Origin of the sequence: Marinococcus halophilus, assembly GCF_900166605.1 — a bacterium.
Classification (GTDB): Bacteria; Bacillota; Bacilli; order Bacillales; family Marinococcaceae; genus Marinococcus; species Marinococcus halophilus.
On sequence record NZ_FVZD01000005.1, the window covers coordinates 497,332 to 519,008 of the forward strand.

Annotated in this window: 17 protein-coding genes; 15 read left to right on the top strand and 2 right to left on the bottom strand. The window is 53.1% G+C overall.

The window, feature by feature from the left end; all coding sequences use genetic code 11:
* Positions 1–5 precede the first annotated feature (5 nt).
* The 7 genes from B5066_RS04865 (at position 6) to B5066_RS04895 (ending at position 10,498) form a co-directional block, all read left to right on the top strand.
* Complete coding sequence (locus B5066_RS04865) at positions 6–3,050, top strand: glycoside hydrolase family 2 TIM barrel-domain containing protein (protein ID WP_079474819.1); 3,045 nt, start codon at positions 6–8, stop codon at positions 3,048–3,050.
* A gap of 85 nt (positions 3,051–3,135) precedes the next feature.
* Positions 3,136–4,335 carry an ROK family transcriptional regulator gene (locus B5066_RS04870; RefSeq protein ID WP_079474820.1) on the top strand — a complete coding sequence of 400 codons (1,200 nt, stop codon included), beginning with the start codon at positions 3,136–3,138 and terminating at the stop codon, positions 4,333–4,335.
* Positions 4,336–4,421: 86 nt separating this feature from the next.
* Entirely contained in the window at positions 4,422–4,775 is a 354-nt protein-coding gene (locus B5066_RS04875) for a hypothetical protein (protein ID WP_079474821.1), read from the top strand.
* A gap of 149 nt (positions 4,776–4,924) precedes the next feature.
* The gene (locus tag B5066_RS04880) at positions 4,925–6,088 is read left to right on the top strand and encodes an MFS transporter (protein ID WP_079474822.1); all 1,164 of its coding nucleotides are present in this window, start codon (positions 4,925–4,927) and stop codon (positions 6,086–6,088) included.
* Positions 6,089–6,343: 255 nt separating this feature from the next.
* The gene (locus B5066_RS04885; protein ID WP_079475068.1) at positions 6,344–7,597 is read left to right on the top strand and encodes an L-lactate MFS transporter; all 1,254 of its coding nucleotides are present in this window, start codon (positions 6,344–6,346) and stop codon (positions 7,595–7,597) included.
* Positions 7,598–7,654: 57 nt separating this feature from the next.
* A complete protein-coding gene (locus tag B5066_RS04890) occupies positions 7,655–8,011 on the top strand; it encodes a Na-translocating system protein MpsC family protein (protein WP_079474823.1) in 357 nt (118 codons plus the stop codon).
* 126 nt (positions 8,012–8,137) lie between these two features.
* Positions 8,138–10,498, top strand: coding sequence for an FdhF/YdeP family oxidoreductase (locus B5066_RS04895; protein ID WP_079474824.1), 2,361 nt, complete (start codon positions 8,138–8,140; stop codon positions 10,496–10,498).
* 60 nt (positions 10,499–10,558) lie between these two features.
* Here B5066_RS04895 and B5066_RS04900 read toward each other — a convergent pair whose 3' ends face one another.
* On the bottom strand, positions 10,559–11,644 hold the full coding sequence (locus tag B5066_RS04900; protein WP_179124030.1) for a GGDEF domain-containing protein: 1,086 nt from the start codon (positions 11,642–11,644) through the stop codon (positions 10,559–10,561).
* Positions 11,645–11,971: 327 nt separating this feature from the next.
* Here B5066_RS04900 and B5066_RS04905 point away from each other — a divergent pair, with 327 nt between their 5' ends.
* The 4 genes from B5066_RS04905 (at position 11,972) to B5066_RS04925 (ending at position 16,864) form a co-directional block, all read left to right on the top strand.
* A complete protein-coding gene (locus tag B5066_RS04905) occupies positions 11,972–14,401 on the top strand; it encodes a bifunctional diguanylate cyclase/phosphodiesterase (protein ID WP_079474826.1) in 2,430 nt (809 codons plus the stop codon).
* Between the two features lie 251 nt (positions 14,402–14,652).
* Entirely contained in the window at positions 14,653–15,123 is a 471-nt protein-coding gene (locus tag B5066_RS04915) for a hypothetical protein (RefSeq protein WP_079474828.1), read from the top strand.
* Positions 15,124–15,147: 24 nt separating this feature from the next.
* A complete protein-coding gene (locus tag B5066_RS04920; RefSeq protein ID WP_079474829.1) occupies positions 15,148–15,939 on the top strand; it encodes a hypothetical protein in 792 nt (263 codons plus the stop codon).
* Between the two features lie 40 nt (positions 15,940–15,979).
* The gene (locus tag B5066_RS04925; protein WP_079474830.1) at positions 15,980–16,864 is read left to right on the top strand and encodes a hypothetical protein; all 885 of its coding nucleotides are present in this window, start codon (positions 15,980–15,982) and stop codon (positions 16,862–16,864) included.
* Positions 16,865–16,913: 49 nt separating this feature from the next.
* Here B5066_RS04925 and B5066_RS04930 read toward each other — a convergent pair whose 3' ends face one another.
* Entirely contained in the window at positions 16,914–17,399 is a 486-nt protein-coding gene (locus B5066_RS04930) for a cupin domain-containing protein (RefSeq protein ID WP_079474831.1), read from the bottom strand.
* A 118-nt stretch (positions 17,400–17,517) separates the two neighbouring features.
* Between B5066_RS04930 and cypC the strand changes: the two genes are divergently transcribed.
* The 4 genes from cypC (at position 17,518) to B5066_RS04950 (ending at position 21,668) form a co-directional block, all read left to right on the top strand.
* The gene (gene cypC / locus B5066_RS04935; RefSeq protein WP_079474832.1) at positions 17,518–18,774 is read left to right on the top strand and encodes a CYP152 family fatty-acid peroxygenase CypC; all 1,257 of its coding nucleotides are present in this window, start codon (positions 17,518–17,520) and stop codon (positions 18,772–18,774) included.
* 18 nt (positions 18,775–18,792) lie between these two features.
* A complete protein-coding gene (locus B5066_RS04940) occupies positions 18,793–19,953 on the top strand; it encodes a lactate 2-monooxygenase (protein ID WP_079474833.1) in 1,161 nt (386 codons plus the stop codon).
* A 206-nt stretch (positions 19,954–20,159) separates the two neighbouring features.
* Positions 20,160–20,948: a carbon-nitrogen family hydrolase gene (locus tag B5066_RS04945; protein WP_079474834.1), complete on the top strand. Its 789-nt coding sequence runs from the start codon at positions 20,160–20,162 to the stop codon at positions 20,946–20,948.
* Positions 20,949–20,978: 30 nt separating this feature from the next.
* Positions 20,979–21,668, top strand: a complete 690-nt coding sequence (locus tag B5066_RS04950) for a DUF2848 family protein (protein ID WP_079474835.1) — start codon at positions 20,979–20,981, stop codon at positions 21,666–21,668.
* Positions 21,669–21,677: the final 9 nt, after the last annotated feature.

The following is a 21,677-nucleotide window of genomic DNA, read 5'->3' on the forward strand; positions in this document are numbered from 1 at the left end:
TTGCTATGCAAAGAGATTGGGAAGACTTAACCACGCTGCAGCGGAACCGCCGGGCGGCCCGGGCCTCATTCGTATCACAAAGCGAAGCGGGAGGCGCGCGGAACGTCACGCTGCTGAACGGTGACTGGAAATTTCACTATGCACCGTCGCCGGAGGAGGCACCGGAAGGCTTTCATGCCCCGGACTTTTCCGATGCAAACTGGGATACGCTCGCCGTGCCGTCGCACTGGCAGCTGCACGGCTACGGGCGTCCGCATTATACAAACGTGATTTATCCGTTTCCCGTGGACCCACCAAACATTCCGTCCGAAAATCCTACCGGAAGCTACCGACGGACCTTTGAACTGGCGGAAGTGCCGGAGGGCCACACGGTGCTTTTGGCCTTTGAAGGCGTCGACAGCGCCTTTCACGTCTGGGTGAACGGCCGGTTAGCCGGCTACAGCCAGGGCAGCCGGGTGCCAGGTGAATTTGATGTGACGGAGCTTGTGAATGCCGGCACCAATCATATCGCCGTGCGGGTGTACCAGTGGTCGGACGGCAGCTACATCGAAGACCAGGATATGTGGTGGATGAGCGGCATTTTCCGCGACGTGTCCGTGCAGGTGAAGCCGCCCGTCTATGTGAATGACTTTTTCGTTCGTACTCTGCTCGACGAGGAGTACCGGGACGCGGTCTGCCGGATAGACGTGCACACAAACCGGGCGGAGGAAGCCTATACGGTCGACGCCTATCTGTATGACGGGGCAGAAGAAATCGGTACGGCGCAGCTGCCGGCGGACAGCTCGGGAACAAGCGCGGATATGCACGTAGCGAATCCCCACAAATGGTCGGCGGAGTCGCCGTATCTGTATCAGCTCGTGCTCGTGGTACGAGACGACAGCGGAGAAGAGGTGGACCGGGTTGTCCACGACATTGGCTTCCGGTCTGTCGAACTGAAGGGCGGCGTCTTTCTCGTGAACGGTGTGCCGATTACGCTGAAGGGCGTAAACCGCCACGACCACGATCCGGAAACCGGACGGGCGGTGAGTGCAGCACGCATGGAGGAAGACGTGCTATTAATGAAGCAGAACAATATTAACGCCGTGCGCACCGCGCATTATCCGAACGCGCCGGCCTTTTACGACCTGTGCAACCGTTACGGACTGTATGTGATCGATGAAGCAGACCTGGAGTGCCACGGCTTTGATGTGATAAACGACTGGAGCCGGCTCAGCCGGGACCCGGAATGGAAAGAGGCCTATCTGGACCGGATGGTGCGGATGGTCGAACGCGACAAAAACCACCCGTCGATCATCATGTGGTCGCTTGGCAATGAGTCCGGCTTCGGCCCGAATCACCAGGCAATGGCCGACTGGGCGAAGGATCGTGACCCGGGGCGTCTCGTGCACTATGAAGGCGAAACACGCCAGCTGATGAATGAAGCAGCGGTACGGAACCAGCCGGACCAGGACCCGACCGCCTCCGACGTGTTTACGACCATGTACACAAGTGTCGAAGTGATGGACCGGCTCGGGGCACACACGGATTATGAAAAACCGCACATTCTGTGTGAATACGCGCACGCTATGGGCAACGGGCCGGGCGGGCTGAAGGAATACTGGGAAACGATCCGCCGCCATGACCGGCTTCAGGGCGGGTTCGTCTGGGAATGGATCGACCAGGGCATTTTAAGTACCACGGATGATGGTAAGAAGTACTTCGCTTACGGCGGCGACTTCGGGGAATACCCGCATGATGGCAACTTCGTCATTGACGGCCTGCTGATGCCGGACCGGACACCGTCCCCGGCACTTCGGGAATACAAAAAAATCATTCAGCCGATCTGGGTGGAGGCGGATAGTGACGGGGAGTACCGGATCGTGAACGAGTATGATTTTCTCGGCACGGAGCATCTGGCGGTCCACTGGCAGGTAAAAATTGACGGTACGACCGTTCAGGCAGGCGAACTCCGTGGTATCGAAGTGCCGGCACGCTCGTCGCAGCCGCTCAGCATTCCGTATGAAACCGTGGAGGCAGAAAAGGACGAAGAAGTGGTACTCTCCGTGGAATGCTCGCTGAGAGAAGACACGCCGTGGGCATCGGCCGGGCACGAAGTGGCCTGGAGCGAGCACGTGCTGCAGGAGGCAGTGCTTCCGGGAGACGCGGCGGATAAAAGCGGCGGCGGAACTTCGCTTGCCGTGACAGAAACCCCGGCCGAGTGGGTTATTTCCGGGGAAATAACGCATCTGGCATTCTGCCGGCAGACCGGCAGAATGAATGCGTGGACGCATAACGGGGAGCCGCTGATCGAGCACGGGCCGAAGCTGAATCTGTGGCGGGCGCCGATTGATAATGACCGCTGGGGGCAGAAGGAATGGAAGCCAGTACCATCGGAGACCACATGGAAATTGTCCGGGCTCCATTATCTGCTTACGCGGACGAAAAAAGTCGAAGTGGCCGAGCAGGGCGAAGCGGTGCACGTAACCGTTCAAGAAAGCGTCGCACCCCCGGGGCTTGCGTGGGGGATGCATGTCGATTGGACATATATTATTGCGCCTTCTGGGACGGTGGATATAGATGTTTCTGTGGTGCCGTACGGCGATTATCCGGAAACACTGCCGCGGGTCGGCATCGAATGGACCGTGCCCAAAACCATGCAGCAGGTGGACTGGATCGGCCTTGGACCGGGAGAAGCCTACCGCGACAGCCGGCAGTCCGTGCGGCGCGGCCAGTGGTCGCTGCCGGTGCCGGAACTGATGATCCCTTACATTTTTCCGCAGGAAAACGGGAACCGCCACAACGTGCGCGAAATGACGATCAAAGGCGGAGCGGTTTCATTAACAGCTGAAGCCCGCGGCGAGCGCTTTGACTTTACAATTCAGGAGTATACCCGCGAAAATGTGGAACAGGCCCGTCACCATCATGAGCTGGTGAAAGCGGACTACGTGACGGTGCAGGTGGACCACCAGCAGCACGGCCTCGGTTCAGCCAGCTGTGGTCCGGATGTGCTGGAGCCGTACCGGCTGTACACTGAGCCTTTTCATTTTCAGCTGCGTCTGCGCGGGGAATAGGACATAGAAAATCCGCGCAGGTTCTATGCACTGCATCAGGGCACGTGGAAGAAGAACCAGGGGCCGCGAAACGGGGGAAACAGTTATGCAAACCGGCAGTTTTCAATGGATGAAATCCATTAACAAATCAATTGTATTAAACAAAATTCGTAGCGAGGGCCCGATCTCACGTGCCCAGATTGCGAAAGAAACCAACCTGACTCCGCCGACGGTGAGCGCGAATGTGCGTGAGCTGATTGAGCAGGGGATTGTGAAGGAAAGCCGCCTCGGCGATTCGCAGGGCGGCCGGAAGCCGACGATGCTTGTGATCAACAGCGGTGATTTTTATATTATCGGTCTCGACGCCGGGCCGACGGAGGTGGAGTTTGGGCTTGCCGATCTGTCCGGCACGGTGATTCATCACCTGAGAGAAAGCATTAGCCTGACGGAGGAATCGGAATTTTTGGATGTCGTAAAAAAAGGCATTCATGATTTATTAAATGAAATTCCGCTCATGCGGGATAAAGTCGTCGGTATTGGCGTGGCGATGCACGGGGTGGTCGATGTGGCCACAGGAACCTCGCTGTTTGCGCCGAACTTGCACCTTCGAAATATTCCTATTAAAGAAGAGCTGGAAAAAGAATTTGGTTTTCTTGTGAAAGTAGAAAACGATGCGCGGGCGATGGCGCTCGGTGAAGCCTGGTTTGGAAGCGGGGAAAACGTTACAAGCATGGTCGCAGTTAACGTCGGCCGCGGGATTGGCTCCGGCATTATCATCAACGGCGAGCTGTATCATGGGGAATACGATATCGCCGGGGAGATTGGCCATATGGCTATTGACGTACACGGCCGCCGCTGTGCGTGCGGAAGCAACGGCTGTCTGCAGACGGTTGCTTCCGGGCCGGCGGTCGCCGATCGAACCGTGGAAAGCCTGAAAAAGCATCCCGATAGTCACATATGGAAGCTGATTGAAGGAGACCTCGAGCAGGTGAGCGGGGAGGTCGTGTTTACCGCTGCTGAAGCAGGCGACCAGCTAGCTATCGATATTCTCCGGCAGACGGGGGAATATCTCGGCATCGGCCTTACGAATCTGATTCATATCATCAACCCGACCAAGGTTGTTATTGGCGGCGGGGTCTCGGAGTCCGGAACGTACGTGCTCGAGCCGATCAGGCGTACGATTCAGGAGCGCGGACTCACCCAGCAGGCCAAGCAGACCCAAATCGTCATTACCGAATTTGGCAGCAGGGCCACAATGCTGGGAGCCGTGGCACTTCTGCTCGTGGAGCTGTTTCAGCCGCAGTGAATGGTAGTGTTTCTTACAAAACATTCATCATTCATGACTAACTTTCCTTTCTTTTGGGAATAGATGGAGGAAAGGAGTTGTCACTGATGAGAAACACATTCATTGCTGCTCAGATACGTTCGGATCGTTGGGAAGACATCGGCTCTCTTTTTCGTGATAGTGCAATTGTTAACTTCGAACAGGCGAAGGAGCGAAAGGAAGGATTACTTATTCCTTTTTTCTACGATGAATATATGATGTGGAAGCCGGAAACGTACGAGCTGCTGGAGGAATTGCAGGGGCGCCCGGTGCACATAGAGGAGCTGGCCTCCTGCCGTCTGACCGGTTTTCGCCATGAACTGGTGCTTTCAATCACCGATTGGGAGATTACCCCGGAAGGCATTATGGCCAGGCAGTACCAGAATCACGAAAAAACGACACCAAATGCGCAGCTGATATAAATGAGAGAAGGCAGGACCCGGTTTGGGTGCTGCTTTTTTCGTGCAGGCCGCGTATCGTTTTCGATGTGAGGTTCATGTTAGAATGAAATAGAAGATTTTAGGATAGAAAGGAACGAAAGACGAAGGAGTCTTTCGAAGGTCATTGCTTTATGAATTCACGTGTTTACTTACTGGCGGTGTCGGCGTTTATCGTCGGCATGGTCGAACTGATTATCAGCGGGATTCTTCCGCTCATTTCGGACGATTTAGGGGTCTCTATTGCGATTGCCGGGCAGCTGATTACAATTTTTGCCCTCGTGTTTGCGGTGGCGGGGCCGCTGTTACTGTCGTTTACGTCCAACGTGGAGCGCAAAACCGTCTACATGTGGGCACTTGCGGTGTTTGCTGTTGCAAATATCGGCGCAAGCTTTGCTCCGACATTCGCGGTGCTGATGGCAGCCCGGTTTGTGACAGCGGCCAGCGCCGCGCTTATTATCGTGCTCGCCCTCACGATGGCACCGAAGCTCGTGGAGGCCAAGTACCGCTCCAGAAGCATCGGCCTCGTCACGATGGGCGTGAGCTCCGCGCTTGTGCTCGGGGTGCCGCTTGGCGTGCTTATCGGCGAGGCGTTCGGCTGGCGGATCATTTTTGTAATGATCGCGGTGCTGACGGTACTGATTGGTGTGCTCATAGTCCGCTTTCTGCCGCGTATGCAGCCGGAGCAGGTGGTCACGGTCGGCCAGCAGATCCGCTCGCTCAAGGATATCAAGATCGTCGGCATTCACAGCGTGACGCTGCTCGTGCTTGCGGGCCACTACACGCTGTACGGCTACTTTAATCCGTTCATGCAGGAAACGATGGGGCTGAACTCGTTTTGGATCAGCGCCATGTTCTTCATCTTCGGTGCCGCTGCGGTCTCCGGCGGAGGGGTCGGCGGCTGGCTGACCGACCAGTTCGGATCCAAAAAAATGTCGCTTACGTTCATCGCATCGTTTGCGGTGATCCTATTCATCCTGCCGTTTGCGACAAACTCGATGGCTCTCTTTATCGCAGCTGTCATCATCTGGGGTATTCTCAGCTGGTCGATCGCCCCGGCGCAGCAGAGCTATCTGATCGCGGTCGCCCCGGAAACGTCGGATATCCAGCAGAGCGTCAACACGTCGGCGCTCCAGGTCGGTATTGCGATTGGTTCCATTCTCGGCGGCATCGTCGTGGAACAATCCGTCGTCGCAGCCACCTCCTGGGCCGGAAGTGCACTCGTCGTAGTCGCCATGGGAATTGCGCTGATGGCGTACCGGGCGCCGCGCGTGCGGGGGAGTGAAGCGAAAACGTAAACGATCAGAAAAAACAATTGAAATTCAGCCCAAAAACAGCTATGATAAAGATGTTCATAAAGCTGTAACATTTAAACACCGCGGCAGCGGTCCTGTTGGCGGTTTTAAATGAGTATAATTTTGGAAACGATTACATTGGTATTTCGGCAGAGGTCCTGCCTAAAGCTAAGCGTCGTTCTGTTTTCGTCTGGGAATTTTTCTCCCGGCGGCACAGGCGGCGCTTTTTTTATTATTACATATTGGGGAGTGGGAGAAATGAGTAAAACAAAAAACCGCTGGCTGATTGCGCTCGCGGCTGTCGGGATTCATATTTCCATCGGCTCGGTCTACGCCTGGAGTGTCTTCACCAATCCGCTCATTAACACGTATGGCTGGAATTTAAGCGCGGTGTCGCTGGCGTTTAGTATTGCGATTCTGTTTCTGGGGCTTTCGGCCGCCTTTATGGGTCATTTCGTTGAAAAGCACGGGCCGCGGGTGTCGGGAATGGTGGCCGCGAGCTTTTTCGGCTTCGGCATGATCGGATCCGGGGCGGCGACGATGCTGGAGTCCCTGTGGCTGTTGTACATAACGTACGGAATACTTGGCGGGATCGGCCTTGGCATCGGCTACATTACCCCGGTGTCGACGCTTGTGAAATGGTTCCCGGACCGCCGGGGGCTCGCGACCGGCCTTGCCATTATGGGATTTGGCTTTGCGGCCATGATTGCAAGCCCGGTGATGGCGTCTCTCATCGAAGGCGCCGGTATTCCATGGACGTTTTTCATTTTGGGGGCCGTGTATTTCACGGTGATGATGAGCTCGGCGCTGTATCTCGAGCGTCCGCCGGAGGGCTACATGAAGGAATACGCAGCTGCCGGAAAACAGAAGCCGGACCTGGCACAGCTGACGGCGAATGAAGCAGTCAAGACGCGCCGCTTCTGGTACCTGTGGGTGATGCTGTTCATTAACGTGACGTGCGGAATTGCGATTTTATCGGTCGCTTCCCCGATGGCCCAGGAAATTGCCGGGCTGTCGGCGGCCGCCGCGGCAACGACAGTTGGTCTGATGGGCTTTTTCAACGGCGCGGGCCGGATTGCCTGGGCGAGCATTTCCGACTATCTCGGTCGCCCGAATGTTTACACGGCATTTTTCCTGATCCAGATTGTCACTTTCTTTGCGCTGCCGAACCTGACTGTAGCACTCCTGTTCCAGCTGGCACTGTTTTTAATCATGACGTGCTACGGCGGAGGCTTTGCTTCCATCCCGGCCTACATCGGCGATATCTTTGGCACCAAGCAGCTGGGCGCCATTCACGGCTACGTGCTGACTGCCTGGGCGGCTGCCGGGCTTGCCGGACCGCTGCTGGCCTCCTGGATCCGCAGCGTCACCGAGAGCTACGCGCTCACGCTTTCGATTTTTGGCAGCATGTTTATCGTCGCACTTCTCGTATCCCTGCTGATCCGGGTCGACATCCGCCAGCTGAAGCAGGCAAACGCTGAGCCGGCCAAAAAAGAGAGACTTTCGAGTTGATTTTTCCGGTCGCCGGGCATAAAATTTAGAGAGCTTAATATAGTAAAGGTGAAAAAAATGAACAAATACGAAGCTGAGTTCAGCAACCTGGTCAAAGCATTTCGCAAACGGCATATGGGTAAGGGCCCGGGCAAAATCAGCACGACCTTCTGCAAGCACTGGGCCATCTGTGAGATGGAGGGCAATCTGTCGCCGGTGGAAAAGTTTATTGCCGCCGCGGACAACGGGGAACAGATGCTGCGGGCGGCCCGGACCGAGATGGTCAAGGACATGTACAAAAAGAACCATCCGGTGGAGATGGAGGAATTCCTCGGCAGCACGTTCGTCGATTTGTATGTGGATATTGATATCGAAAAGGACTTTGGCATGTCGATCTTTGTATTCAGTGACAACATTCAGGAGAAATTTTCTTAAACATACAGCCGGTTAGGCACTTCGCAGCGATCCTGCAAAAGACTCAACCGCTTTGCGCTCCGGGCGATTCAGGCTCCGGGGCGTGAAGTGGTTTTTTTATTATTACATATAGAGGAGTGGTCAGTTATGGGAGAGACAAAGCATCAGGGACCAATGAAAAAAGCAAAAATGCCGGCGCCGGAGCACTGGGTAAGCCCGATTCCGTTCGGGCTCGGCAAAGTAAAGCCAAAGCATATCCGGGATACGATGAAGATTGCCTGGAATAATAAGGACAACCTCGGCTACGCCAAAAATATTATTACAAAGGGCGTCTGTGACGGCTGCGCGCTCGGGGTCTCCGGGCTGTATGACCAGACGCTCAGCGGGCCGCACATCTGTACGACACGGCTGAACGTCCTGCGGCTGAATACGATGCCCGCAGTGGAGGACGAGATTTTAAATAAGGATATTGATGAGCTGCGTGAATACTCGAGCACTGAGCTGCGTGAGCTTGGCCGCGTGCCGTATCCAATGATCCGCCGCAAGGGGGAACGCAAATTTTCCCGGCTCAGCTGGGATGAGGCCATGGATACGATTGCGGATAAAATGAAAGCACTGGATCCGAAGCAGTATGCGTTTTACCTGACATCTCGCGGTATTACGAACGAATCCTATTACGTGGCTGCCAAGGTTTCCCGATTTCTCGGAGCGAATCATATCGACAACGCGTCGAGAATCTGCCACTCGCCGAGCAAGACGGCGCTCAAGCGCTCCGTCGGCGTCGGAGCATCGACAGCCAACTATCAGGACTGGATCGGCACCGACGTGCTGATGTTCTGGGGGAGCGTGGCGTCCAACAGCTCACCGGTCTCCACTAAGTACATGCTGGAAGCGAAGAAAAAGGGGACAAAAATAATCGTCATCAATCCGTACCGCGAGCCGTCGATGGATGAGTATTGGATTCCGTCGAATCCGGAGTCGGCACTTTTCGGAACCAAGGTGGCGGATGATTTTTACCAGATTAATATCGGCGGCGACATTGCGTTTATGCACGGCATCATGAAGCACTGGTTCGATATGGAGGAAGAGGCACCGGGGTCCGCGATCAATCACTCCTTTGTCAATGAGCACGTGAATGGCTATGAGGAGCTGAAGCAGCAGGTCGCAGCCCAGTCCTGGGAGGAAATTACGGCGTCCTCCGGAGTAACGCAGGAGCGGATCATTGAGCTGTCCGACCTGCTCGCCCGCAGCAAAAATGCGGTGTTCGCCTGGGCCCTCGGGCTGACGATGCATTCCTTTGCGACCGACAACATTTCGCAGGTGGCTAATCTCGCGCTTTTGCGAGGTTTTCTCGGACGCCAGTACAGCGGCCTGATGCCGTTTCGCGGCCACTCGAGCGTACAGGGAAGCGGGGAAATGGGTGCCGACCCGTTTGTGCTTCCGGGCGGTGATTTTAAGGGCGGTAACATCGAACGGATTGAGAAGCTATGGGGCTTTGAGGTGCCGAAATGGCAGGGCGATGTGGTCGGCGTGACGCTTGAAAACATTATGCTCCCACAAGATCACGAACGTAAAATCAAAATGTACTACCTGTCCGGCGGGAATTTCCTTGAGACGATGCCGGATCCGGCCTTTGTAGAACAGGCGCTCTCGGAGCTTGACGTCCGCGTTCATCAGGACATTATCCTGAATACGTCGACGCTTGTGGACGCGAAAGAAGCGGTGATTGTATTGCCGGCTAAAACCCGCTACGAGCAGGAGGACGGCGGAACATCAACATCGACCGAGCGGATGGTTTACTTTTCCCCGGAAATTGAAGGCAACAAAAATAAAATCGAAGAAGCACGCGCGGAATGGAAGATCTACATTGACCTCGCCAAACGCGTGAAGCCGGAAACCGCCCACCTGGTTGATTTTAAGGACGGCTACGAGGTGCGCGAGGAAATGGCGAAGGCAAACCCGAACTACGACGGTGTCCAGCATTTGAAAAAGCAGGGTGACGTGTTCCAGTGGGGTGGTGCGTGGCTGTGCGAAGGCGGCGTCTGCCCGACACCGGACGGCCGCGGCAATCTGATCCCGGTCGAAATCCCGGATTTAAACCGGCAGCCGGGAGACTTTTACCTCACGACCCGGCGGGGCAAGCAGTTTAATTCAATGGTGTACAAAACGACCGATCCGATCAACGGCGCAGAGCGGTACGATGTGCTGATGAATGAAGCGGATGCCAGAGACAACCGTCTCACGGACGGCGAAGCGGTGGTGCTGTACAACCGGTATGGTGTGTTCCAGGGCCGGGTACGCATGGCTGATATGGCTCCGGGCAACCTGGGCGTTCATTTTCCAGAAGGTAACTTCCTGCTGCCAAAAGGACGCTACGAGCAGTTTGCAAAGATCCCGGATTACAATATCAGCGTAAAGGTGGAAAAAGCCGAAAAATTCAACGCCCGCAAGGATACCGAGTATCTGGAGAAACGGGTAGATGACCTCGAGGATACGCCGGGTGCGTAATGAAAGACTAATAGTATAAATGAAGAGCTGTCTATTGAACGGGCAGCTCTTTTGGCTTAACTAACTTACTGATTCTGGTGCACAGACGCAGTTGCGTCCCTGCCGTTTGGCCTGATACAGTGCTTGGTCTGCCAGCTCATACAAAGCATGAACGTTTTTTTCGGGCACCGGGTAGGATCCAACCCCAATGGACACGGTGATAAATTGGGGAGCGGGTTGCCCGGAAAGGATAAACGGGGTGCGGGCGACATCAGTGCGAATACGCTCGGCAATGGTTAACGCGTGGGTTTCGTCGCAGTCATACAAAATCACGCCGAATTCCTCTCCACCGATGCGAAAAGCCACATCATCCGGCCGGATAGAAGCAACAATTACATGACTGAGCTGCTTTAAAACCATATCGCCCTCAAGATGCCCGTATGTATCATTGATTTGTTTAAAGTAATCGATATCAAGCACCAACAGCGACAGGGGGCGGCTGCTTGCCGGATATTCCTCGGCGGCCTGCCCGAGCAGCTCCTGAAAGGCGCGCTGGTTGTAGAGCGTGGTTAAATTATCCCGGTAGGCCTGGTACTGGTAGCGGTTAAACATCTGGTTCACCTGCGTGAGATGGACAAACATATAAACCGCAATGGCCGTGCCCAAAAGAGAGGCGAAAGAATAAAAAAGAGCCGCAGCTGCCCATTTGTCGAAAGGCAGCAGCTGGGAAAGCAGCAGGGTCATGTACACATTGGTCACAAGCACCATCCAGCCCGCCCGCTGCCAGACGTTTTGAACAAGGGCGTGAATGAGAGCCCCTGAACCAACGCTCAGGCCGAGCAGCAGGATCGCGGGCACGGAAGACATGCTGAAATCCATCAGCAGCCGGCCGAACGCAAGAATACCTCCGGTAATCAGAGTCGGCATCCATCCGCCAAAAACCGCCATCAATGTGACCGGTACAAGGCGTAGATCAATGATGGTCGTTTCGTTCAGTGGAATTGTATATACGAGCAGGACAAGGCCAAGAAAGCCGCTGGCAATGCCGGCGGCCAATTTTTGTTTTACCGGGGAAGACGTGCTTAAAGGCGTCTTATACAATAAACGGTGAAACAAATAGATAAAGGATATAAGAATAGTAATATTTATAAAAAATCCCGATAGCATAAAATCCTCCACGACTTCATGTTTTCCTGCCCGCAGAAAGGAATGCATCTTTCCGCCTGCGTGCCTGTACAGGCTTTCTTCTCAATCATATCATCTTTATTGCACAAAACCGCTTTTATCAAAAGAAATAGCATAAATGAGTAAAAAGGACATTTTATCAAAAGCCTGCCAGCTGATTATTTAGTACTAACGTTTCCTGATAAATCCAGAACCGAAAATAAAAAAGCAGGTGTTATTTAAATGCGTTGACTTTCCAACCGATAAATAGTATAGGTTAATCAAGTCTAAATACCTAAAATATGTGGTGGATCACCAGAGGTGAACGTGATGGATATTACTTATGAATCGTACAGCCCCGGACTGGTTGTATTGTCTTTAATAATTGCCGCACTGGCCTCTTATACTGCTTTTCATGCGGCAGGGAGGCTGAAAACGTCGGGGACGAAGCATAAAGCCCTCTGGGCCATGAGCGGGGGCGTCTGTCTGGGCGGGGGCATCTGGTCGATGCATTTTATCGCCATGCTTGCCATCGACATGGGCATGCCTGTAACATACGACCCGCTTTTGCTCGCGCTGAGTATTGTATTTGCGGTAGCAGCAAGCTGGCTCGCTTTTCTGATTCTTCGATTTTTTCAGCCCCGTCTGCTCGTTCATCTTCTGGGAGCCATTTTAATTGGAAGCGGGATCGTATCGATGCACTATGTCGGCATGGCAGCCATGCAGATGGAAGCCGGGGTGACGTACAATTCATTTTTAGTGGCGCTGTCTGTGGTGATTGCATTTCTTGCGTCGTTTACAGCTCTGCGTCTGCTTTCCCTCATCCCCCGGATCCGGAACCGCCTGCGCCAGGAGGCCGGTTTTATTGGCAGCTCACTGCTGATGGGGGCGGCTATTGCGGGCATGCATTACACCGGCATGGCTGCTGCTTCCTTTGAACACAGCAGCGCCGGCATGGCTGTGGCCGGCCCGGAGGCGGTAAATGCCGATCTGCTGTCCATTTTCATCGGCATCGGAATTATGGGCATTTTGATCATTACGACAATTGTTGCGGTTTTTGACCGGCAGATGGAATTTAAAAAAGAGCAGCTGCATTACATTGACAGCCTGTATCAGACTATTATTCATTCGGCGAACGACGCGATTATCACGTCGAATATGGATATGTTTATTATTTCCTGGAACCAGGCCGCCGAGCGGATTTTCGGGCACCGGGCAGCAGATATCGTCGGTCAATCGCTTTCGATTATTGTACCGGACGCTTACCGTAAACGAGTGGAATACTTTCATAAAAACGGCGAAGAAGTACAAAGCGGCTCACTCGTGGAGCTGGAGGGGGTTCACCGGGACGGCTACACGTTTCCGCTTGAGCTCTCTTTTTCCCGGCAGGAGAGCGGCGGCGAAAATATATATATTGGCATTATCCGGGACATTTCGGAGCGTGCCCGGCAGAATGAGCGTATCCAGGAGCTGATCTACCGGGATGATTTAACCCGGCTGCCGAACCGGCGCATGCTGAACGAGCAGCTGGCTGCCACCATTGACCGGCAGTCGGACAAGAAGCTTGCGGTGCTGTTTATTGACCTGGACCGATTTAAAAATGTCAACGACGTTTACGGACACCGCATCGGCGACGAACTGCTGGTTACCGCCTCTGCACGGATGGCTCAACTGCTGCGGGAGACTGATGTTCTTGCCCGCCAGAGCGGTGATGAGTTTGTTGTAGTGATGCCGGATGTAACAGGCTATCAGGCCGGGAACACGGCCCAGGCCATCCTGCAGACGCTGAACCAGGTGCTTTTGATCGAAGAAAACGAGCTGTTTATTTCCGGCTCCATCGGCATCAGTATGTATCCAGATGACGGGGAAACAGCCGAGGAACTGCTGAAGCACGCCGATACAGCCATGTATAAATCGAAAAACAACGGAGCAGGCCAGTACCGCTTTTTCACCTCGGATATGAACGACGAGGTATCCAAAAAGCTGATGCTCGAATCCGGTCTGCGCAAAGGCATGATCAGCGAAGAATTTCTGCTGTATTACCAGCCGCAGGTGGACGTGGTGACGGGGGAAGTGAAGGGATACGAAGCGCTGGTGCGGTGGGAGCACCCGGAGCTCGGCATGGTGCCGCCGGCCGAATTCATCCCGCTTGCCGAGGAAACCGGACTGATCGTGCCGCTTGGGCGCTGGATTCTCCAGGAAGCGTGCCGGCAGATGGCGGCATGGAAAGGGGAGGGAAGCACCGTAACCCGGATGTCGGTGAATATTTCCACGCTGCAGTTCCAGCAGCCCGACTTTCTAAAAATGGTAACAGAGATTCTGGAAACCACCGGCCTGCCGCCAGAGTACCTGGAGCTTGAGCTGACCGAAAGCATCGTGCAGGATCTGGAGCATTCTGTTCCTTTAATGAAAAGCATCCGTGCCAAAGGCATTCGTATTTCTCTCGATGATTTTGGCACTGGCTACTCATCGCTCAGCTACCTGAAGGATTTTCCGATTAATACCCTGAAGATTGATAAAACCTTTATGGACAGCATCGAGGACGGCCAGCGCGAAGAAGCCATCGTGGAAAGCATTATCCATATGGCGCAGCGTCTCGGATTCAACGTGATCGCAGAAGGCATCGAAAAATGCTCGCAGCTGCGCCTGCTCTCAGAGAAAGCCTGCCAGGAGTACCAGGGGTACTATTTTAGCCCGCCGCTCCCGGCCGAAGCCATCCGTGTATATAAAGGACAAAAAGACGAAGAACGGACGTCTTAATGGATAAAATGACCTGTGCAGGTGTGATCTGCGCGGGTTTTTTTGGTTGGGAGAAGGAAAAAAGAAGAGATTTAAATGAATGCGGGAAACAGAAAATATATCTCACAGCATATAAATTAATTTTTTCTAATTTTTTTCAATTTATAGTAGGAAAATGTAAATTATTTTTCTATAATAGGTATATAAGACTAAGCTTAAAGGACCAATAAAATGTGGTTGTGAGCATTAAATACTTTTAAGGGGGAATCGTGTTGAGCGATGAAAACAACAAGAATCAGGAGAATGAAGGAACCCGGCGCACATCCGGAACAGAAAACAAGCAAGACGCTAATGTGAAAGCTCCGCCTCTTGAACCAAAGCATAAAGGGATTGGCGGCCTGCACTGGGTTTTTGCAACTACGGGTCTTGTGCTGGGGGCAGTAATTATGTTTTTTATTTCCGCTTCTACAGGTCTGGAAGCAAGCGGTGTTTCGGAAAAGGAAGCAGTGGCAGAGGCTCATGCTCTTTACGAAGATAATTTAATCAGTCCGTCTACGGCGGAGTGGGCCCCGTTGGAAGAAACGGAAACGGAGTATCTGGGAGACGATCGTTACTATACAAAATCATATGTGGACGCCCAGAATGAAAATGCTGTACAGGCACGGGAAGAATTTGAAATTTGGTATGAATACGATAAAGATGAAGAAGAATGGTTTATGGAAGATTGGATTGTAACGAACTAGCAGCATAACAGAGGAGGAACCAGCATGGGTGTTTCTGAAATTATGTTACTGGTCGTGATCGTCGTTGGAGCTATTCTTCTTGGCTTCAGTATGTTTTTATTTGTGAAACGAAAAGGAACAATCGGCGGACCGATGCTTTTAGCCGGGGTACTTGCTTTTGGTCTCGGTTCATTTTTCCTTTTTGCCTCGCAAAGTGACAATCCAGTGACGCCAAGCAGTGCGTCGAGTAAAGAAAAAAATAACGACACTGATTCAAACCAAAGCGCTTCGCAGGAAATGGGAGACATAGAAGCAAATGAAAATGCTGCGGAAAGCGGGAGCGACTCCAACTTAAAATCTTCAAGTGGTAGTGGTGCTTCTGCGAAAGCCTATGAAGAGCAGGCAATCACAGACATTACTGAGCTTCTAGTTCAAACAGAACAGCTATATGAAACGCTCGACACCTATTATTACGATGAAGGTTATAACTATAGTACGTACGAACAGGCACATAAAGAATTATTGGCTTTTGAGGAACTTATTGATGCTATTTACCCTGAGGAAGCAGGCTATGAGAATTATGAAGGATTCGAAGGAGCTTATAAAGCTTTTTTGGACGAATTATTGTTCTTAGCGAGTGATCTGTATCCAGCGATAGAGGATTATTACAATGGAGAAGACTACGAGGGGACTTTAGCTATTTTGGTGTATGAAGAACCTCAATATTTAGAAGAAGCAGCAGACGCTTTGGAAACGAGCGCCGAGGAAGCGTTCAAACACTATGATTTTGTGGAAGAAGTGGGTGGTGAAGGCTGGGAAGATTCTAATTACTATTAAAATCTGAGTTTAAAAATGCTCAAACAAAGGAGGAAATCTCTTGGAATGGATGTCTATATTGCCGCTTGCTGGCATTGTACTTGGAGCAATTTTTTTAGCCTTTAGTATTTTTCTGTTTATCATCAAAAAAGGAGGAGTGGCCGGTCCTATGTTAATGGGCGGTGTACTCGCTGCCGGCCTCGGTTCTTATTATTTTGTTACCGGGGAAGAAGCTGCTTCTGAAATCACTGCTTCACCGGAAGAGGAAACAAAGGGTGAGGGAGAACAGAATGAGGAAGCGAAAGAGGGGGAGACTTCAGAAGAATCTGTGGCGAGTGAAGACAAGCAAGAAGAATCTTCAGAAGAAGAGGCCGGAGAAAATGAAGAATCAGAGACGGAAGCAAGCGATGAAGAAAAGGAAGACTCGGAAGCAAACAGTGAGCAAAGTAAGGAAGAAGAGCCAGTAATAGGCGATGCCGGCGGGGGAGCAGAAGAATATGAATACACAGCTTTATATCATCTTAATGATGTATACGAAGAGCTTGCTTATGTAGCTGTTTCCTCGGAATCCTACTACAACAGCGCGGATATAGATAGTGAATATTATAATAGTGCCACCACCGATATTTATTCCATGGAGGAAGCGATTGAAGAGGCACGGGACCTTCAAAATCCCCCGGAAGGATACGGCAAGTTTCAAATGACCTATCAGGAATTTCTCGATGAAATGCAGGATTACTCTGACAAGCTGTACAACGCAATTGAAGAATATGAGTACAGCTATTATGAGGATGATACCCTGGAAGAGATAATTACAACTACCAACACACCGGTAGTGGATGCAGTCGAAGTCATGAATACTGAATCGGATGAGGTGTTTGAATACCTGGATCTTCGTTATGAAACGCAGAATGCTGATTGGGAAGAGGATTTTTATTACGATTGAAGATGAGAAGCCCGCGCATATAAATTGCACGGGCTCTTTTTGCATGGAATCACGTCAGCCGCTCAATTATTTCCTTATGTTCAGGGTAGGCCGCGGTGAGCTTGTCGCGAGCGGGCAGTTCGAAATCAGCAAACTCGAATCCAGGGACGACGACACAGCTGACCAAAGCGAACTGTTCGGGCTTGCGGACTTCGGCACCGAAAATGATGCCCTTTGGCACGAGGCCCTGAAGCACCTCGTCGTTGGCTGGATTCGGTCCAAGCGTCATTATTTCATGGCGGCCGCTCTCCGGGTGAATCATATGAACGTCGAGCGGAGTACCGGTATGAAAATACCACATTTCATCCGACTCCAGCCGGTGCAGCCGGGACGGTTCGCCGGAGCGGACGAGAAAATGAATGCTCGTGTACTGCGCGCGGTTCCTTCCCTTAGCGGTAGTAATATTTTTCTCCGATTTCATCGTTTGCCGGAAAAAGCCGCCCTCCGGGTGCGGCTCCAGACGCAGCTGCGTGATCCAATCATCAGCGATGGACATAGATAAGCCTCCTTTAAGATATAATTCTTAGTATAATAAAAGGCTTCCGGTTTGAACATGCTGGATACTGGAAACATATAACTATAAATCTGAATTCCAATGGAGGGCGGCAATTATTATGCCAGAATCAAAGCAGATACCGCGTGAAGAAGGCATTGAGCATACGCTGGATTTTTTGAAGGAAGGGTATTTGTTTGTTTCAAACCGCAGCCACGGATTTCAATCCAACATTTTTGAAACAAGGTTGCTTGGCGAGCCCGTGATCTGCATGCGCGGCGAAGAAGAAGGACAGCTGTTTTACGATGAAAGCAAGTTCCGCCGCGACGGTGCAGCTCCGAAACGGATATTGAAAACGCTGTTCGGGGAAGGCGGCGTACAGACGCTTGACGGCGAGGCCCATAAACACCGGAAAGCAGCGTTTATGTCCTTGATGAGCGGGGACCGCCTGGAAGAGATGCGCCGGTTGACCCGGGAGCGCTGGGAAGAAGCGCTCACACGCTGGGAACGGCGTGAGGAGATCGTATTGTATGACGAAGCGTTGACGCTGCTGTTTAAGGCCGCCTGCGACTGGGCCGGGGTACCGTTTCGCCAGAATGAGGCCAAGGAAAAGGCACAGATGATCCGGCTGATGATTGAGTCGACGTCCTCGATCGGCCCGAACCATTGGAAAGGACGAAGAGCCCGCACGCAGGCAGAGGAATGGATCAAGGAGATTATTACGGATGTACGGGAAGGCAAGCTCCATCCGCGAGAGCAGACGGCGCTTTACGTATTTGCCTGGCACCGGGACCTGGACGGGGAGCTGCTGGATACGCATACGGCAGCGGTAGAAGTACTGAACATCGTCCGGCCGATTGTGGCAGTAGCGATCTATGTGGATTTCACCGCCCTTGCCGTGCATCAGCACTCCTCCGCGCGGGAAAGGCTGGCCTCCAAGGACGAACAAGAGCTGAAAATGTTTGTGCAGGAGGTGCGGCGGTTTTACCCGTTTTTCCCATTTGTGCCGGCGCGGGTCCGGGACGGTTTTACCTGGAACGATTACGCTTTTCCGAAAAACCGGCTCGTGCTGCTGGATTTGTATGGAACCAATCACCATCCGGACCTCTGGAACAATCCGGAGAAATTTGATCCAACCCGTTTTCAGGGCTGGAAGGAGAGCCCGTTCAGCTTTATTCCCCAGGGCGGCGGTGACTATGACTACGGCCACCGCTGTGCCGGGGAGTGGATTACGGTAGAAATTATGAAGGAGGGCCTCGATTACCTGGCCAACCGGATGACGTACGGAATCCCGGAGCAGGACGTAAGCTACAGCTTTAACGACATGCCGGCGCTTCCGCACAGTAAAATGATAATGAAGCACGTGACCCGGAAGTAAAAAGAAAGGGAGGATGCTATGGCCGGCTATGGCAACGATGTTCAGTTTAAAATGTACCATCCGGACACGAAAAAACAGGAGCTGCCCGTATCGTTTGAGGACTGGGAGCAGCAGGCGCGGGAACGACTTGCGGATGGCCCGTATCACTACATTGCCGACGGGGCCGGGAGCGGGAACACCGCCGGCGAAAACCGGCGGGCGCTCGACAACTGGCGGCTGCTGCCGCGGATGATGGTGGATACGGAGAACCGGGATTTGAGTATCCAGTTACTTGGGGAACACCTCCCGTTCCCGGTGCTGATGGCGCCGATTGGCGTACAGACGATAGCGCATGAAGAAGGAGAGCTCGCGGCCGCGCGGGCAGCAAAGCAGACCGGCGTGCCCTATGTGGCGAGTACCGCCTCGTCGTTTACGATGGAGCGCATTGCAGAAGAGCTTGACGATGCGCCGAAATGGTTCCAGCTTTACTGGGGCAAGGACAAAGACGTAACGGCAAGCTTTCTGCAGCGGGCCGAGGAGGCCGGCTATACGGCGATTGTCGCAACGCTTGATACCCAGATGCTTAGCTGGCGGGAGAAGGACCTGGAAAACGGCTATCTGCCGTTTTTGCAGGCGGAGGGCATTGCCAATTACCTGTCGGATCCGGCCTTCCGTGCGAAACTGGAGCGGCCGCCCGAAGAGGATATAGCGGCTGCGGTGCAGCAGTTTGTGGAAATCTTTACGAACGCCGCCCTTTCCTGGGAGGATCTGGCCTTTCTGCGCCGGCAGACGAATCTGCCGATTATTCTAAAAGGTGTGCTGGACCCGGAGGACGTAAAAAAAGCCCTGGAATACGATATTAACGGATTCATCGTGTCCAACCACGGCGGCCGGCAGGTGGACGGGGCGGTGGCTGCGATTGATATGATGCCCGAAATGGTGGAAGCAGCCGGCGGCCGGGTCCCGGTGCTGATGGATAGCGGCATCCGCCGCGGAGCGGATGTGATCAAAGCGCTGGCGCTCGGTGCCGAAGCGGTGCTGGTCGGCCGTCCATATATTTATGGCCTGGCCATGGACGGGGAAAATGGTGCCTATGAAGTACTGCGGAACCTGCTGGCTGATACCGATTTAACGATGGGACTGACCGGGCGTGCCCGTATGAAGGATATCGACCGGTCACTGGTCCGTCAGCAAAAATAAAAAGACAAACCAAACTCCCGGCAAGAGTTGTTGTCCGGGAGTTTTTTCTGTTTATGAGCCTCTTTTCTCACCGTACGAGGCGGGGAGCGTTCCTTAACGTTTGCGGCGGGAAATGAAATGAGTGCCGGGCAATCGATGCTGTTTCTCCTGCGCCGCCGGGTGGTATATTGGAACAAACAGGATGCGTAAGCATGAGGAGGAAAACGATGAATATTGCCGTTTATCAAATGGATATTATCGCCGGAGATCCGGAAGCAAACCGGAAAAAAGTACGCCAGTGGCTCGGGGAGCAGGAGCTCGGCGAGGTGGATGTAGTGATGCTTCCGGAAATGTGGACAACAGCGTATACGCTGCCGGAGCTCGGGGAGATCGCAGAAGACCCTGGGGACAGTGAAACGATCCGCTTTTTACAGGAGGCAGCGAAGCGCCATCACGTGCACATCATGGGAGGGTCCATCGCGGTCAAAAGAAACGGCGAGGTATATAACCGGGCGCTTGTCATAGATAACACGGGAGCGCTTGTGTATGAATACGACAAAATGCACCTCGTGCCGATGCTGAACGAGCCGGCGTATTTAAGCGGCGGACGTGAGCCGGTGAAGGTCTTTGAACTCGGCGGGATCAAAATGGGAGTCGTGATCTGCTATGACCTCCGTTTTCCGGAGATCATCCGGAGCCTCGCCCTGCAGGGATGCGAACTGCTGTTTATCCCGGCAGAATGGCCGGACAGCCGCCGGAATCACTGGGACGTGCTGAGTATAGCGCGGGCGGTGGAAAATCAAATGTATGTCGTCACATGCAACCGCCCGGGCGAATACGACAACATCACGTTCGCCGGATCCTCGGCATTTATTGATCCGTGGGGCAACGTGCTGCAGAAGGGAAGCGTGGAGCACGAGGAAACGCTCCGGGAAATCCTGGACTTGTCCAATGTCGCTGACGTCCGTAAAAATGTACCTGTTTTCGACAGCCGGGTACCGGATTTGTACGAATAACGATAGTTATAGAAAGGAGCGGAACGGTCTATGAAAAATCATCTGACGTTACGCGAGCAGCCCTCGGGAAAAGAGATCGGCGTGGATGTGAACCGGGTGTTTAATGCCGGGTACGCCGGGAGCGATCAGGAAAAGGTACAGGAGCATATCGATGAACTCGCCAAGCTTGGGGTGCCGACGCCCCAAACGACGCCGACGCTATATCCAATCGCCAACAACAACCCAACCACAGACGGCACGATCCAGGTTCAGCACAAAGAAACAAGTGGGGAAATCGAGTACGTACTAATCTGGGCAGAAGGCGAGCTGTACGTCACCGTAGGGAGTGACCACACGGACCGCAGGCTGGAAACGTTCAGTGTGCCGATGTCCAAGCAGGCGTATCCCAACATTATTGCCAGCGACATCTGGAAGTACTCCGATGTGAAAGATCACTGGGACCGGATTACTTTTGCCTGCTGGGCGTCCTCGGGAGACGAAAAAGAGCTTTATCAGCAGGGGAAGGTGACCGATTTAATGACGCCGGAGGAGTGGGCCCCGCATTTTGAATCAATGCAGGTACACACAGAGGGAAATTTCTTTTTTTCAGCGACGATCAACACAGTAGCTAAATCGCTGGCGTTTGCCGATTATTATGAATTTGAACTGCACGACCCGGTCCGGAATCAGACGATTCGCCATGCGTATAGAGTAGAACAGCTGCAGCAGCCGGTCGAATGATAGAAGAAA